This window comes from Actinacidiphila rubida (genome assembly GCF_900110255.1).
In the GTDB taxonomy this organism is placed as follows: Bacteria; Actinomycetota; Actinomycetes; order Streptomycetales; family Streptomycetaceae; genus Actinacidiphila; species Actinacidiphila rubida.
Genome location: NZ_FODD01000028.1, coordinates 25,328 through 39,899 on the forward strand (window position 1 = coordinate 25,328; position 14,572 = coordinate 39,899).

The window sequence follows — 14,572 nt, forward strand, 5'->3', positions numbered from 1 at the left end:
CGACTCTGGTGACGCGTGCACGTGTCCGGGCGGGTGCGTCTGTGAAGGACTTGTGTGTGCTGTGTTGTCTCCTCGTGTCTCTTGTGCCTCTCCGCTTGCCTTCCGTCGTCATTGATGGCGGTATTGGCCCAAGCGTGACGCAGAGCACGTAACCGGACTCTTGCCTGCATCACCATCTGTCATGCCAAAATGGGACATCGGGTCCGCCTCGGACTCGTTTCGAAGGTGGGGATGTTGCAGGTGATCGTGCTGTGACTGATCGTCACGTTGGTGTGACTGTCCGCTATGGCATGGTCCATCGGCTTCCGATGAGGTTCAACACCTGAGAGGGCAAATCCATCGGTTTGGCCGACGCGGCTGGACGGATGGTGTAGTTGTAGTGCCGAGGACAAGCCGTTCGTCCTATTACCGACTCGGCCCGCGTCGCCCATATCGGGCAACGTGGGTCAAGGTGCAGAATTTAGAGGAAAGAACCGCGTTGGTTCGGTTCTCTCAAGGAGGCCGCTCATGACCGCTCGCACCCCTGATGCCGAGCCGTTGCTTACCCCTGCCGAGGTCGCGACCATGTTCCGCGTCGACCCCAAGACGGTCACGCGCTGGGCCAAGGCCGGCAAGCTGACGTCCATTCGGACGCTCGGCGGGCACCGCCGTTACCGCGAGGCGGAGGTCCGGGCACTGCTGGCGGGCATTCCGCAGCAGCGCAGCGAGGCCTGACAGCCCTTTTGGGCGGCTAACGGGGCCCCCACCCCATACGTCGCCCGACCGTGCGGCCTACCCGCCCCCAACGGGAGTGTCGCCGGGGAGCACGACAGCATCACGGATGTACCTGGTTCCACCAGGACCGCATCGGACTCCGCCGGGTCCGATGCGGTCCTTTTTCATGCCCTGTACGCACCTCTCCCGTGCGCCCCGACATGTGCCTCTCGTGCGCCTGGGGGGAGTTCGCGCGGACCGCGCGGGGGCAACCGGCGAGGTCTGTGAGGTCGTGGGGGCTCCTGCGCGATCGGGTGCCATTGCACATATTAAATCGAGCGTCCTGGGAGGGGTCCCGGGTTCCCGCTTCTCCAAACGATTTGGCGTGACTCCCGTCACACACCCCACTCTTGTGGATCTTGCTCGGGGTGAGGTAATGAACGCCCGTACGGATCTTGGGGTTTGGCGGACGGCGTCGGCGGGCCGGTGAACGCGGGGGATCAACGGCCTTGAGTCCTGGGCCGGGAGGGGCAGGCCGGAGGCGGTGTCCGGGGCAACGGCCGGGCGGACGCCGTCCGTCGGGGAGGGGGGCCGCCCGGCGCGCGCCGGGCGCCCGGCGGCGGCCCACCGGCGGCGGGACGGCCCGGGACAGCACGAAGGCCCGCGTCCGAGGGACGCGGGCCTTCGCCTGCTTCGTGCGGTCCTGACGGGATTTGAACCCGCGGCCTCCACCTTGACAGGGTGGCGAGCACTCCAAACTGCTCCACAGGACCTGGGAGTCGCAGTCCGCTCGGCGTTGGCACTCGCGGCTGCGAGACAGACTGTACAGCAGGTCAGGGGGTGCGGTCGAACTGCTTACCCGCCCCCCGGAAGAGGGCGGGCAGGCCGGGCCGGCAGCCCGTCCCGGGTCAGGGCCGGGTGAGCGCCCACCCCTCGTCGAGCGCCTTGAAGATCCGCTTGTCGGAGACCGGGAACGCGGTGCCCAGGGCGTGCGCGAAGTAGCTGACCCGCAGTTCCTCGATCATCCAGCGGATGTCGCGGATCGCGGCCGGCACCGGCCGGCCCTGCGGCTGCGCGGCCAGCAGCTCGGCGTACTCGGTCCGGATCTCCCGCACCTTCTCCATGCGGGTTGCGTCCCGTTGCACCCCGGTGGGCATCTGCTGCAGCCGCCGGTCGATCGCCACCAGGTAGCGCATCAGGTCCGGCAGCCGCTTCAGGCCCGTCTCGGTGACGAAGCCGGGGTGCACCAGGGCCGCCAGCTGCTCCCTGACGTCCTGCAGGTTGGCGACCAGCGCCAGGCTCGTGGTGTCCTTCAGCCGCCGCTCGCAGGACTGCCAGGCGGCCAGCACCTGCTGGACCCGCTGCACGCTGCGCGAGGTCAGCTCGACGAGGTCCGCGCGGACCGCGTCGAAGAGCTTCCGGTACGACTCCTCGTCCCACGCCGGGCCGCCGTGGTCGGCGACGAGCCGGTCCGCGGCCGCGGTCGCGCAGTCCTCGAAGAGGGCCTGCACGCTGCCGTGCGGGTTCCGGGACAGCGCGAGCTTCTGCTGGTTGGACAGGGTGTCCGCGGCGAACTTCGCCGGGTTCACCGGCACGTTCAGCAGGATCAGCCGGCGGGTGCCGCGCCACATCGCGGCGGCCTGCTCGGCCTCGGTGTCGAACAGCCGCACCGCCACCGACGTGCCCTCGTCCACCAGCGCCGGGTACGCCTTCACCGGCTGGCCCGCGCGCCTGGTCTCGAAGGTGCGCGGCAGCGTGCCGACCGTCCAGTCGGTGAGGCCGGTGCGCTGCTCCACCGACGCCAGCGCGGGGTCGGAGGCCCGCTCGAAGGCCTTGGTGATGGCCTCGCGGGTCTTCGGCTTCAGACGCAGCTTCAGCGCGTCCAGGTCCTTGTCCTCGGCGATCTTGCGCCGCCGCTCGTCGACCACCCGGAAGGTGATCTTGAGGTGGTCCGGGACCTTCGCCAGGTCGAAGTCCTCCTCGGCCACCGGGACGCCGACCATCCGCTGCAGCTCGCGCGCCAGGACCGCGGGCAGGGGGTCGGGGCCGGCCACCGCGCGCTCCAGGAACGCCTTCGCGTAGTTCGGCGCGGGCACGTAGTGGCGGCGGATCGGCTTCGGGAGCGAGCGGATCAGCTCGGTGACCACGTCCTCGCGCAGGCCCGGGATCTGCCAGTCGAAGCCGTCCGGCGTGACCTGGTTGAGCACCTGCAGCGGGACGTGGACGGTCACGCCGTCCGCGTCCGCGCCCGGCTCGAACTGGTACGTCACCCGGAACTTCAGCGCGCCCTGCCGCCACGAGTCCGGGTAGTCGGCCTTGGTGACCGCCTCCGCGTTCTCGTTGATCAGCATGGACTGCTCGAAGTTCAGCAACTCCGGCTTCTCGCGCCGCTCGTTCTTCCACCACGAGTCGAAGTGCGCGCCGGACACCACGTGTTCGGGCAGCCGCTCGTCGTAGAAGTCGTAGAGCGTCTCGTCGTCCACGAGGATGTCGCGGCGGCGGGCCCGGTGCTCCAGCTCCTCGACCTCGCCGAGCAGCTTGCGGTTGTCGTGGAAGAACTGGTGGTGGGTGCGCCAGTCGCCCTCCACCAGGGCGTTGCGGATGAACAGTTCGCGGGAGATCTCGGGGTCGATCCGCCCGTAGTTCACCTTGCGCTGGGCGACCAGCGGGACGCCGTACAGCGTGACCTTCTCGTAGGCCATCACCGCGGCCTGGTCCTTCTCCCAGTGCGGCTCGCTGTAGGTGCGCTTGACCAGGTGCGCGGCGAGCGGCTCCACCCACTCCGGCTCGATCCTCGCGTTGACCCGCGCCCACAGCCGTGAGGTCTCCACCAGCTCCGCGGACATGATCCAGCGCGGCGGCTTCTTGAAGAGCGCCGAGCCGGGGAACACCGCGAACTTGGCGTTGCGCGCGCCCAGGTACTCGTTCCTGCCGCCGCCCCGGCCGGCGTCGGCGGCCGCGCCCTTGCCGCTCTCGGAGGTGGGGACGTCCTTCAGGCCGACGTGCGACAGCAGGCCGGCCAGCAGCGAGACGTGCACCCGCTGCGGGTCGGCGGCCTCACCGGGCCCGGACTCCGCGGTGTCGATGCCCAGTTGGCGGGCGACGGTGCGCAACTGGCTGTAGATGTCCTGCCACTCGCGGATGCGCAGGTAGTTGAGGAACTCCGTGCGGCACATCCGGCGGAACGCCGAGGACGACAGCGCCTTCTGCTGCTCGCGGACGTACGTCCACAGGTTGAGGAAGGCCAGGAAGTCGCTCGTCTCGTCGCGGAACCTGGCGTGCTGCTGGTCGGCCTGCTGCTGCTTGTCGGAGGGGCGTTCGCGCGGATCCTGGATGGACAGCGCCGCGGCGATCACCATCACCTCGCGCACCACCCCGTTGCGGTCGGCCTCCAGCACCATGCGGGCCAGCCGCGGGTCGACCGGCAGCTGCGAGAGCTTGCGGCCGGTGTCGGTGAGGCGCTTGCGCGGGTCCTTCTGCTGCGGGTCGAGCGCCCCCAGCTCCTCCAGCAGCTGGACGCCGTCCTTGATGTTGCGGCTGTCCGGCGGGTCGATGAACGGGAACCTGGCGATGTCGCCGAGGCCGGCCGCGGTCATCTGCAGGATCACCGAGGCCAGGTTGGTGCGCAGGATCTCGGCGTCGGTGAACTCCCGGCGGGACAGGAAGTCGTCCTCGTCGTACAGCCGGATGCAGATGCCGTCCGAGGTGCGGCCGCAGCGGCCCTTGCGCTGGTTGGCGCTCGCCTGGCTGATCGGCTCGATCGGCAGCCGCTGCACCTTCGTGCGGTGGCTGTACCGGGAGATGCGGGCGGTGCCCGGGTCGATGACGTACTTGATGCCGGGCACCGTCAGCGACGTCTCGGCGACGTTGGTGGCCAGCACGATCCGGCGGGACGCGCCGCCGCCCGGCCGCTGGAAGACCCTGTGCTGCTCGGCCGAGGACAGCCGCGCGTACAGCGGCAGCACCTCCGTGAAGCGCAGGTTGCGCTTGTTCAGCGCGTCCGCGGTGTCGCGGATCTCCCGCTCGCCGGACAGGAACACCAGGATGTCGCCGGGCCCCTCGGCCTGCAGCTCGTCGACCGCGTCGCAGATCGCCGTGATCTGGTCGCGGTCGCTGTCCTGGGAGTCCTCCTCCAGCAGCGGCCGGTAACGCACCTCGACCGGGTACGTGCGGCCGCTGACCTCGACGATCGGGGCGTCGCCGAAGTGCCGGGAGAAGCGCTCCGGATCGATGGTCGCCGACGTGATGACGACCTTCAGGTCGGGCCGGCGCGGCAGCAGCTGCGCCAGGTAGCCCAGGATGAAGTCGATGTTGAGGCTGCGCTCGTGGGCCTCGTCGATGATCAGCGTGTCGTACGCGCGCAGGTCGCGGTCGGTCTGGATCTCCGCCAGCAGGATGCCGTCGGTCATCACCTTGACCAGCGTGGAGTCGCCGACCTGGTCGGTGAAGCGGACCTTCCAGCCGACCGCCTCGCCCAGCGGCGTCCGCAGCTCCTCGGCGACCCGCTCGGCCACGGTGCGCGCCGCGATCCGGCGCGGCTGGGTGTGGCCGATCCGGCCGCGCAGCCCGCGGCCCAGTTCCAGGCAGATCTTCGGGATCTGCGTGGTCTTGCCCGAGCCCGTCTCGCCCGCGACGATCACCACCTGGTGGTCGCGCACGGCCGCCAGGATCTCGTCCTTCTTCTGGCTGACCGGCAGCGCCTCGGGATAGCTGATCGCGGGCACGGCGGCGGCCCGCGCGGCTATCCGCTGTTCCGCGCGGTCGATGTCGGCGCCGATCTCGGCCAGGACGGCCGCCCGCGCCTCGGGCTTGCGGATCTTGCGGGCGCCGTCGAGCCGGCGGCCCAGCCGCTGCTCGTCGCGCAGCGTCAGGGCGGCCAGGCGCGCGGCCAGCTCAGCGGTGGAGGGTTGCGTAGACATACGCGATCCAGCATCGCATCCGGCGGCGAGCGGCGGCGAACGCATTTCACCCGGGCCCCGCCCGTTGTGGCCCGGGTGGGCCATTTCACCGCGAACGCCCGGGCGATGGGGGAGGGGCGGCGGGGCTGAGGTGGCGGCCGCGCGGCTTCAGCGGTGCGGGCCGGCGCGGGCCCGTGCGCGGGAACGACGAAGGGCCCGTCCCCGAGAGGACGGACCCTGCGTCGTGCGGTGGCTGGGGCCGGGGTCGAACCGGCGACCTACCGCTTTTCAGGCGGTCGCTCGTACCAACTGAGCTACCCAGCCGCAGCGGTCCTGACGGGATTTGAACCCGCGGCCTCCACCTTGACAGGGTGGCGAGCACTCCAAACTGCTCCACAGGACCTTGCTTGGCGCGAGACAATTCTTGCACACCGTCTCGCATGCTCCGTACCGATTTTCGCTGCCTCTGAGTGACCGGATGATCACCCTGGCGGATCGACGTCGCGGGCTCAGCGTATCAGACCTGGGATGTCCGCCCGTCCGCCGTCAGAGGGGCCCGGGCGCCTCCCGCGGGACCCGTCACGGGGCGCCGCCGTTAGGCAGGGCCCGGCCGCGCGGGCGGGCCCGCCCGCCCGCGCCGCCCCTTTCGACCAGGAGTCCTCCCATGGCCCAGCCCCCTCGCCACCGCCGTGCCCTCGCCCCGGTCTGCCTCGCCGCCGCGGCGGCGGCCGCCGCCCTCGCCGGATGCGGGTCGTCCGGCGGCGACTCCCCGGGCAAGGGCGGTCCCGGCCCCACGCCGGCCGCAACGTCCCCGGCGTCACCCGCGCCGGTGACGGCCCCGGCCGCGCCCGCTCCCGGCCGGGACACCCCGGTCCCGTCGAGGCATACGCCCACCCCGACCGCGACGCCCACCGTCTTCGGGACGACGCCGCCGGCCGCGGCCGACGAGCTGAGCGCCTGCTACGGCGGCGCGTGCACCCTCACGGTCACGCACCCGGTCACCGTCCCGCTGGACGCGAGCCGGTTCGGCTTCGCCTCTTTCCGGGTGACCGCGCTGACCGCGGGCAGCGTCACGGTCGCCGCCGACGACGGCGGCAACCACCTCCGGTCCACCGGCAGCGCGGGCAGCTACCTCACCCTCAACAACCTGGCCGTGCACGTCCTTTCGGCCACGGCCGGGTCAGCGCGCCTGACCTTCGCCGCCACCGGCCGCTGACCCGCCCACCGGCGTCAGGCGGAACACCGGGATGTCGCGGGGGGCGGCCCGGCGGGCGTAGGCGTCGTACATGGGCAGCACGCGCAGCACGGCCGGGCGGGCCGCCGCCTTCTCCTCGGCGCTCAGCCGGCGGGCGCGGACCGGGACCGTCCGGCCGCGCCACTCGACGGTGGCGTCCGGGGTGGCCGTGAGGTTGGCGGCCCACGCGGGGTCGTGCGCCTGGCCGAAGTTGGAGGCGATGACGAGGAAGGAGCCGTCGGCGTCGCGGTGCGCGACCAGCGGGTTGCGGCGGGGCAGCCCGGTGCGCCGGCCGGTCGACGTGACGACGACCGTCTGCATGAACAGCCGTGTGGGCACCCAGCGCCCGCCGGTCAGACGGTGCGCCAGCAGGTCGACCGGCGGCACCACCTTCGGTGCGACCCGCGTCACCCATCCCACCTCGCAGAACCGCCGCACCGCGTCCAGCATCGCCCCGCCCTCCCTCGCCCCCGCCGCGAAACCCGGCGGCCCCTCCGACCCTAGGGTCTGCCGCCCCCGCGGGACCCGTCCGCGTGCCGGATTCCCGCGCGCGGACGGGCCGGCGGAGCCGGGGTCAGAACGGCTTGGGCAGCAGGAGTTCGGTGTTGTGGTCGGGGGAGCCGCCGAGCTTCGCGGCCGGGGTGGCGTAGAGGTCGTTGAAGGACAACTCGCGGTACAGCGCCGCCAGGTCGGGCTCGGAGGTGGAGCCGAAGTCGGTGGCGTAGGGGGCCGCGGACTCCACGAGGGTGGTGAACAGCGACAGCGTGCCGTCGCCGTTGTCGGCGATCTCCAGGACGCGGGCGTGCTGCGGGAAGTCGACGTGGGACGCGGTGTTGACCTCCCAGAACGCGCGCTCGGGGACGGCGTGGCCGTGGGCGGTGATCTGGTTGGCGTGGGTGTGGCCGTTCACCCAGGCGACGACGTTGGGGTAGCGCTGCAGCAGCGTCACCAGTTCGCCGCCGGTGTGCCGCCCCTCGAAGAGGTTGTACGGGTCGGGCAGCGTGTTGCCCATCGTGGTGCTGGTGTGGTGGCTGAACAGCACGACCAGCTGGTCCTGCGAGCCGCGGCGGACCACGTGGCCGTCGGTGTCGTACCAGTGGGTGCTGTACGACTGCAGCACCGCCTCCAGCCACTTCAGCTGAGCGGTGCCGATCGAACCGTCCGCCCAGCCCGCCCGGTTGGTGGTGTCCAGGCTGACGCCGAGCACCCCGTCGGCGATCCTGAACGTGTAGTACAGCTTGCCGCTGTCGGCCATCGCCGAGGTGAAGCCGTGGCCGAACGGGCCGGGGCCGGTGTACGCGGGGTTCAGGTGCGCCTGCGCGAACTGCTTCGGCGTGAACGGCGCCCGGCGTGCGTCCGGGGTGATCTCGCGGACGGGCGCGCCGCCGGTGAGCAGCTGGACGAGCAGGGTGACCGCGGCCGCCGGGTCGTGCTGGATCGCGTCGGCGAGTTTGGCCGCGGTCGCGTCGTCCACGCCCTCGATCTTCCCGCCGCCCGTGTAGAGGGAGTTGAGCAGCCCGAGGTCGGGCAGCGTGCCCTCGATCGAGTCGTCGTGGTTGCCGACGGTGGTGTACCAGGGGGTGCGCAGGCCGGGCGCGGTGAACGCCGCGCCCGCCGCCGCGAGGAACCCGGGCACCTGCGGGAACCCGGCCTTCTTGTACGTGTCCTGGAACGTCGACTCGGGGTTCCAGTACGCCGCCGAACCGGAGTTCTGCACTCCCTCGTAGCGCGTGGTGTCACCGGTGTTCGGCGTGATGCGGCCGCCGCTCATCACCGACAGGTACCAGTCGAGCTCGACCTGCTCGTGGTTGTCGGTGTTGTCGCCGGTCGCCATCACCAGGGAGAACGGCAGGCCCGTGTAGGGGCCGCCGGAAAGGGAGTTGACGCGCTCGACGAGGGAGGACGCGCCGCGGACCGTCAGCGCCTCCTGCGGGCGGTGCGCGGAGTCGATGTACTGCGCCAGGTACTCGAACCGCACCGGGGACTCGGTGTCCGCCAGGTGCAGGTCGGTGAACTGCACGAACGACGCCAGGCCGGTGCGTGCGGCGTCGCGGCCCGCGCCGGCCGCGGCCAGCTCGGTGCGCACGACCAGCGGCCACCCGGGGCCGGCCGCGAGCCGGCGGTAGCCGCTGGTGCCGGTCGCGGTGGCGACCTGCTCCAGCGTGGTGCCCTCGACCCGCACGGCGCGGGCGGTCGACGCGGTCAGCGCCCGGTCCCGCGCGGCGGCGGAGGCGTACCCGCTGTCCATCAGCGACATCGCGGCGGCCGCGGCGGTGGCGGAGGCGCCGGTGAGGAAGCGGCGCCGGCTGGGTGAGCTCATGCCTGGGTCTCCTGTGGGGTGAGGGTCCTGCGGGCGTGAACGGTCGTTACCCCGCTGTATTACCAGCCGGTAACGGGCACCCGCCAGGGTCCCGCGCCTCGTTGGATGCCGCGTGAACGCGCCATGACGGCGCGGCGCCGCGCCTCCGAAATGCCCGCAGGAGGACGGGCGTTGGCCGGGCGGCGGCAGGAAGGGCTCTTCGCCGGGCGGCGGCCGCGATCGTCCTCGGCGGCCCAGGGCGTCCCCGCCCGCCCGCGTGACCTGCCGGGCGTGGGACCTGCCGGGCGTGAAGCCACCCTAATGCCGGGTTTAAGAATTCATCGATGGACGGGACCCCGGCCCCGGGGGCAGGGTGGTGCCGCCCGGCTCATATCCCCCCGTACCGCCCCGGGCTCCCCTCTCGTACAGGAGACTCGACGGTGAAAGCGCTGGTCAAGGAGAAGGCGGAGCCGGGTCTGCGGCTCATGGACGTGCCCGAGCCGGAGATCGGCCCCGGCGACGTGCTGATCAAGGTCCTGCGGACCGGCATCTGCGGCACCGACCTGCACATCAGCGCGTGGGACGGATGGGCGCAGCAGGCCATCGCGACCCCGCTGGTGGTCGGTCACGAGTTCGTCGGCGAGGTCGTCGGGACCGGCCGGGACGTCGAGGACATCGCCGTCGGCGACCGGGTCAGCGGCGAGGGCCACCTGGTGTGCGGCAAGTGCCGCAACTGCCTGGCCGGCCGCCGCCACATGTGCCGCGCCACCGTCGGTCTCGGCGTCGGCCGCGACGGCGCGTTCGCCGAGTACGTCGCCCTGCCCGCCACCAACGTGTGGGTGCACAAGGTCCCGGTCGACCTGGACGTCGCCGCGATCTTCGACCCGTTCGGCAACGCCGTCCACACCGCCCTGTCCTTCCCGATCGTCGGCGAGGACGTGCTCATCACCGGCGCCGGGCCGATCGGCCTGATGGCCGCCGCCGTGGCCCGGCACGCCGGCGCCCGCAACGTCGTCATCACCGACGTCAGCGAGGAGCGCCTGGAGCTCGCCCGGAAGATCGGCGTGAGCCTCGCGCTGAACGTCGCGGAGACCACCGTCGCCGAGGGCCAGCAGGTGCTGGGTCTGCGCGAGGGCTTCGACATCGGCCTGGAGATGTCCGGCCGCCCCGAGGCCATGCGGGACCTGATCGCCAACCTGACCAACGGCGGCCGGATCGCGATGCTGGGCCTGCCCTCGCAGGAGTTCGCGGTCGACTGGGCGAAGATCGTCACGTCCATGATCACCATCAAGGGCGTCTACGGGCGCGAGATGTTCGAGACCTGGTACGCGATGTCGGTGCTGCTCGAGGGCGGCCTCGACCTCAGCCCGGTGATCACCGGCCGCTACGACTACCGCGAGCACGAGGCCGCGTTCGCCGACGCGGCGGGCGGCCGCGGCGGCAAGGTCATCCTGGACTGGACGGTCTGACCCTCCCCCTCCGGCGGGCCGCCTCCCCGCGGCGGCCCGCCACCCCGCCACTCCGCCCCACCCCGCCCGGCCGCAGCCCGGCCACCCGGCACCCCGGCGGCCTCCGCCCGCCCGCCTCGCCGACCACGACCCCCAGGGAGCCCTCCATGTTCGACACCGTCCGCGCGGACCTGCAAAGCACCCTCGACGGCATCCGCGACGCCGGACTGCACAAGCCCGAGCGCGTCATCGGCACCCCGCAGTCCGCGACCGTCACCGTCACCGCGGGCGGCCACCCCGGCGAGGTGCTCAACTTCTGCGCCAACAACTACCTGGGCCTGGCCGATCACCCCGACGTGATCGCCGCCGCCCACGCGGCCCTGGACCGCTGGGGCTACGGCATGGCGTCGGTGCGCTTCATCTGCGGCACGCAGGAGGTGCACAAGGAGCTGGAGCAGCGCCTGTCGGCGTTCCTCGGCCAGGAGGACACGATCCTCTACTCCTCGTGCTTCGACGCCAACGGCGGCGTCTTCGAGACGCTGCTGGAGGCCGAGGACGCGGTGATCTCCGACGCCCTCAACCACGCGTCGATCATCGACGGCATCCGGCTGTCCAAGGCGCGCCGCTTCCGCTACGCCAACCGCGACATGGCCGAACTGGAGACCCGCCTCAAGGAGGCGGCCGACGGCGGCGCGCGCCGCATGCTCGTCGTCACCGACGGCGTCTTCTCCATGGACGGCCACGTCGCGCCGCTGCGCGAGATCTGCGACCTCGCCGACCGGTTCGGCGCGATGGTCATGGTCGACGACTCCCACGCCGTCGGCTTCGTCGGCCCCGGCGGCCGCGGCACCCCCGAACTGCACGGCGTCATGGACCGGGTCGACATCCTCACCGGCACCCTCGGCAAGGCCCTCGGCGGCGCCTCCGGCGGCTACGTCGCGGCCCGCGCCGAGATCGTCGCGCTGCTGCGCCAGCGCTCCCGCCCGTACCTGTTCTCCAACACCCTCGCCCCGGTGATCGCGGCCGCCTCCCTGAAGGTCCTCGACCTGCTGGAGTCCGCGGGCGACCTGCGGACCCGGCTGGCCGACAACACCGCGCTGTTCCGGTCCCGGATGGCCGCCGAGGGCTTCGACATCCTCTCCGGCGACCACCCCATCGTCCCGGTGATGATCGGTGACGCGGCGGTCGCCGGCGCGCTCGCCGACCGGCTGCTGGAGCGCGGCGTGTACGCGGTCGGCTTCTCCTACCCCGTCGTCCCGCAGGGCAAGGCCCGCATCCGCGTCCAGTTGTCCGCGGCCCACTCGACCGAGGACGTCGAGGCGGCCGTCGCCGCGTTCGTCGCCGCGAGGGCCGATCTGGCAGGATGAACGGGTGATCGATGCACGGCGGCTGCGCACCCTGCAGGCCGTCGCCGACCACGGGACGGTCACGGCGGCAGCCGCCGCGCTGTACCTGACGCCGTCGGCGGTCTCCCAGCAGATCGCCGCACTGGAGCAGGAGACCGGCCACAAGGTCCTGGAGCGCGACACGCGGGGTGTGCGGCTCACGCCCGTCGGCGAGATCCTGCTCAGCCACGCGAGCGCGGTCCTCGCCGAACTCTCCCGCGCCGAGGCGGAGATCGCCGCGTACACCTCCGGCGAGGCCGGTGACGTGACGGTCGCCTCGTTCGCCACCGGCATCTCCGTCGTCCTCGCCCCGGCCATCGCGGCCCTGCGCACGGCGTCCCCCGGCATCCGCGTCAGGGTGCGGGACGCCGAGGGCGACGAGAGCCTGCCGATGGTGCTGCAGGGGCAGGCCGACATCGCGGTCGCCGTCGAGTACCGCGGCGCCCCGCGCCCCGACGACCGCCGGCTGCTGCGCGTCCCGCTGTACGCCGAGCCGTTCGACGCGGTGCTGCCGCGCAACCACCCGCTCGCCGAGGCCGAGACGGTGCCGGTCGCCGCTCTCGCCGAGGACCCCTGGGTCGGCCCCTACGCGGGCAACCCCTGCCACGACGTGATGGTCCTGGCCTGCGAGTACGCCGGGTTCGAGCCGCGCCTGGAGCACTTCTCCGACGACTTCCGCGCGGTGGTGACGCTGGCCGCCGCGGGCGCGGGCGTGGCCCTGGTGCCGCGCTCGGCGCTGCGCGACATGGATCTGTCGCAGGCGGCGGTGCGCCCCGTCGACGGCGTGGTGGCCACCCGCCGGGTCTTCGCGGCCGTGCGCCGCGGCTCCGAGGGGCACCCGCTGCTGCAGCCGGTCCTCGAGGCCCTCCGCAGCGCCTCGGGCGCCATCCCGCCGGCCGGTCCGCCCCCGGCCCTGCCGGCCGCCCTCGGTCCCGTGAGCTAGCCCGAACCCGTCCGGCACCGGCCCGCAGCGAGCCCGGAACCGTCCCGGCCCGGCCGCTGCCCGGAACGAAGAATCCCGCCCCCGGTCGCAGCCGGTGGCGGGAGTGATCTGTGGTGCCCCCAACGGGATTCGAACCCGTGCTACCGCCTTGAAAGGGCGGCGTCCTGGGCCACTAGACGATGAGGGCTGAATGGCCGGCCGTGGTGGGCCTTTCGGCGCACTTCGGGGACGGGGGAAGCATATGGGACGGCCCGCTCGTTCGGCAAAACCATTCAGGGCTCGGCTCCCGAGGGTGGCGCACGACACAATGGGCGTGTGCTGGAGATGAGCCGCGAGGACTTCGAGGAACTGGTCGGCGAGGCGCTGGACCGGATCCCCACCGAGCTGACCCGGTTGATGGACAACGTGGCGGTCTTCGTGGAGGACGAGCCGGATCCCTCGGACCCGGATCTGCTCGGCCTGTACGAGGGGACCCCGCTGACCGAGCGCGGGGAGTGGTACGCGGGCGTGCTGCCCGACCGCATCACCATCTACCGCGGGCCGACGCTGCGGATGTGCCACACGCGCGAGGAGGCGGTCGAGGAGACCGAGATCACCGTCGTCCATGAGGTGGCCCACCACTTCGGCATCGACGACGAGCGGCTGCACGCGCTCGGCTACGGCTGAGCCGCGCCCGGCGCGGGGTGGGGCGCGTCGCGCGTGGCGCGGTCCCTCCCGGCTCGGGGTGGGGCGCGTCGCGCGCCGGGCGGGCTCGGGGGCGCGGTGCCTCGTGGGTCACACCCGTCACGGGCACTGGGCCAGTCGGCCGAACCCGCCGCCCCCTGGTGGTGCCGGGCGTGTCCTGGCGCGGGTGGCGGCGTTGGACACCGCGAGCCCGCCCGGCGGGGCTGCGCCCGCGCGCCCGCCGGCCCCGTACCGAGCCCGAGGTCCGCGCGCATGCCCTCTCCCGCCCCCGCCGGAACCCCGCATGCCCGTGCCCGTGCCCGTGCGGCGGGAGTCCGGTCGGCCGCGCTCGTCGCGCTGCTGGCGGCGAGCGTCGCGGCCTGCGTGAGCACCGGCGGCACGGACCCGAAGGCGCCCGGCCGGACCTCCGCGCCCGGCGGCGGCCATGTCGCCGGCGGCCCGCGCGGCGGGCACGGCTCCCCGTGGCGGGGGCGCGGGAACGGCGCGGACGGCATGTCGCCGTCGCCGACCGTCTCGGGTACGGCCACCGCGTCGGCGTCCGCGTCCACCTCGCCGTCCTCGCCGTCCTCGCCGGGCGCGCCCCGCACCCGCGTCCTGCCGCCCGCCGGCGGCACCTCGACGTCGCCGCAGCCCACCGTCCAGCCCTCGCCGACCGGCGACGGTCCGACCGGTCCGACCAGCCCGCCCGCCTCCACCACGAGCTCCGGCCCGACCGACCCGTCACCGAGCGACTCCACCGCCGGCGCCGGCGGTACGGCCGGTTCCAGCACCCCCTGAGCGGGAGACCGGCCAGGTCAGAGCCGGGTTCCGGAGGGGATTGGCACTTCGGGCCTTTGATGCGTATGCTGGTAGATCGTTTGACCCCCATTCCCGATGCCTGGCGCCTGATTCCGAAGCGCGCCGCGTGGCGCGTTCCTAATCTCCTGTGGCTGACCGCATCGAGGCGGTTGTAAGCAACCCTTGTGGAGCTGGCGCGTGCCGTAAGTCT

At 72.6% G+C, this 14,572-nt stretch carries 10 protein-coding genes and 4 tRNA genes; 7 read left to right on the forward strand and 7 right to left on the reverse strand.

The annotated features are described in order from the left end of the window. Window positions 1-507: 507 nt before the first annotated feature. Window positions 508-714 carry a developmental transcriptional regulator BldC gene (gene bldC, locus BMW99_RS25985; RefSeq protein WP_003949541.1) on the forward strand — a complete coding sequence of 69 codons (207 nt, stop codon included), beginning with the start codon at window positions 508-510 and terminating at the stop codon, window positions 712-714. A gap of 677 nt (window positions 715-1,391) precedes the next feature. On the opposite strand, the gene BMW99_RS25990 is transcribed toward bldC, so the two are convergent. The 4 genes from BMW99_RS25990 to BMW99_RS26005 form a co-directional block, all read right to left on the reverse strand. Next, a tRNA-Asp gene (locus tag BMW99_RS25990) sits at window positions 1,392-1,466 on the reverse strand. A gap of 135 nt (window positions 1,467-1,601) precedes the next feature. Further along, window positions 1,602-5,612, reverse strand: a complete 4,011-nt coding sequence (gene hrpA / locus BMW99_RS25995; RefSeq protein ID WP_075017625.1) for an ATP-dependent RNA helicase HrpA — start codon at window positions 5,610-5,612, stop codon at window positions 1,602-1,604. Between the two features lie 229 nt (window positions 5,613-5,841). Then, a tRNA-Phe gene (locus BMW99_RS26000) sits at window positions 5,842-5,915 on the reverse strand. Window positions 5,916-5,919: 4 nt separating this feature from the next. After that, a tRNA-Asp gene (locus tag BMW99_RS26005) sits at window positions 5,920-5,994 on the reverse strand. 261 nt (window positions 5,995-6,255) lie between these two features. Between BMW99_RS26005 and BMW99_RS26010 the strand changes: the two genes are divergently transcribed. Further along, the gene (locus BMW99_RS26010; RefSeq protein ID WP_075017626.1) at window positions 6,256-6,807 is read left to right on the forward strand and encodes a hypothetical protein; all 552 of its coding nucleotides are present in this window, start codon (window positions 6,256-6,258) and stop codon (window positions 6,805-6,807) included. On the opposite strand, the gene BMW99_RS26015 is transcribed toward BMW99_RS26010, so the two are convergent. Further along, window positions 6,772-7,275 carry a nitroreductase family deazaflavin-dependent oxidoreductase gene (locus tag BMW99_RS26015; RefSeq protein WP_075017627.1) on the reverse strand — a complete coding sequence of 168 codons (504 nt, stop codon included), beginning with the start codon at window positions 7,273-7,275 and terminating at the stop codon, window positions 6,772-6,774. The two genes, BMW99_RS26010 and BMW99_RS26015, sit on opposite strands and share 36 nt — an antisense overlap. A 124-nt stretch (window positions 7,276-7,399) precedes the next feature. Then, on the reverse strand, window positions 7,400-9,145 hold the full coding sequence (locus tag BMW99_RS26020) for a TIGR03767 family metallophosphoesterase (RefSeq protein ID WP_075017628.1): 1,746 nt from the start codon (window positions 9,143-9,145) through the stop codon (window positions 7,400-7,402). Between the two features lie 419 nt (window positions 9,146-9,564). Here BMW99_RS26020 and tdh point away from each other — a divergent pair, with 419 nt between their 5' ends. The 3 genes from tdh to BMW99_RS26035 all read left to right on the forward strand — a co-directional run bounded on the left by tdh (window position 9,565) and on the right by BMW99_RS26035 (window position 12,900). Further along, window positions 9,565-10,593: an L-threonine 3-dehydrogenase gene (gene tdh, locus BMW99_RS26025; RefSeq protein ID WP_075017629.1), complete on the forward strand. Its 1,029-nt coding sequence runs from the start codon at window positions 9,565-9,567 to the stop codon at window positions 10,591-10,593. A gap of 146 nt (window positions 10,594-10,739) precedes the next feature. Further along, complete coding sequence (locus tag BMW99_RS26030) at window positions 10,740-11,939, forward strand: glycine C-acetyltransferase (protein WP_075017630.1); 1,200 nt, start codon at window positions 10,740-10,742, stop codon at window positions 11,937-11,939. A 4-nt stretch (window positions 11,940-11,943) separates the two neighbouring features. After that, on the forward strand, window positions 11,944-12,900 hold the full coding sequence (locus BMW99_RS26035) for a LysR family transcriptional regulator (RefSeq protein WP_069463855.1): 957 nt from the start codon (window positions 11,944-11,946) through the stop codon (window positions 12,898-12,900). A 111-nt stretch (window positions 12,901-13,011) separates the two neighbouring features. Here BMW99_RS26035 and BMW99_RS26040 read toward each other — a convergent pair. After that, window positions 13,012-13,087 (reverse strand) — tRNA-Glu (locus tag BMW99_RS26040). 128 nt (window positions 13,088-13,215) lie between these two features. Here BMW99_RS26040 and BMW99_RS26045 point away from each other — a divergent pair. Further along, a complete protein-coding gene (locus BMW99_RS26045; protein WP_069463856.1) occupies window positions 13,216-13,566 on the forward strand; it encodes a metallopeptidase family protein in 351 nt (116 codons plus the stop codon). 270 nt (window positions 13,567-13,836) lie between these two features. Beyond that, a complete protein-coding gene (locus BMW99_RS26050) occupies window positions 13,837-14,361 on the forward strand; it encodes a hypothetical protein (RefSeq protein WP_075017631.1) in 525 nt (174 codons plus the stop codon). Window positions 14,362-14,572 lie beyond the last annotated feature (211 nt).

What these genes read in the sequence shown, in the direction of transcription:
- bldC (WP_003949541.1), top strand. Translation starts at nt 508, where the DNA reads ATGACCGCTCGCACCCCTGATGCCGAGCCGTTGCTTACCCCTGCCGAG.
- hrpA (WP_075017625.1), bottom strand. Translation starts at nt 5,612, where the DNA reads ATGTCTACGCAACCCTCCACCGCTGAGCTGGCCGCGCGCCTGGCCGCC.
- BMW99_RS26010 (WP_075017626.1), top strand. Translation starts at nt 6,256, where the DNA reads ATGGCCCAGCCCCCTCGCCACCGCCGTGCCCTCGCCCCGGTCTGCCTC.
- BMW99_RS26015 (WP_075017627.1), bottom strand. Translation starts at nt 7,275, where the DNA reads ATGCTGGACGCGGTGCGGCGGTTCTGCGAGGTGGGATGGGTGACGCGG.
- BMW99_RS26020 (WP_075017628.1), bottom strand. Translation starts at nt 9,145, where the DNA reads ATGAGCTCACCCAGCCGGCGCCGCTTCCTCACCGGCGCCTCCGCCACC.
- BMW99_RS26030 (WP_075017630.1), top strand. Translation starts at nt 10,740, where the DNA reads ATGTTCGACACCGTCCGCGCGGACCTGCAAAGCACCCTCGACGGCATC.
- BMW99_RS26050 (WP_075017631.1), top strand. Translation starts at nt 13,837, where the DNA reads ATGCCCTCTCCCGCCCCCGCCGGAACCCCGCATGCCCGTGCCCGTGCC.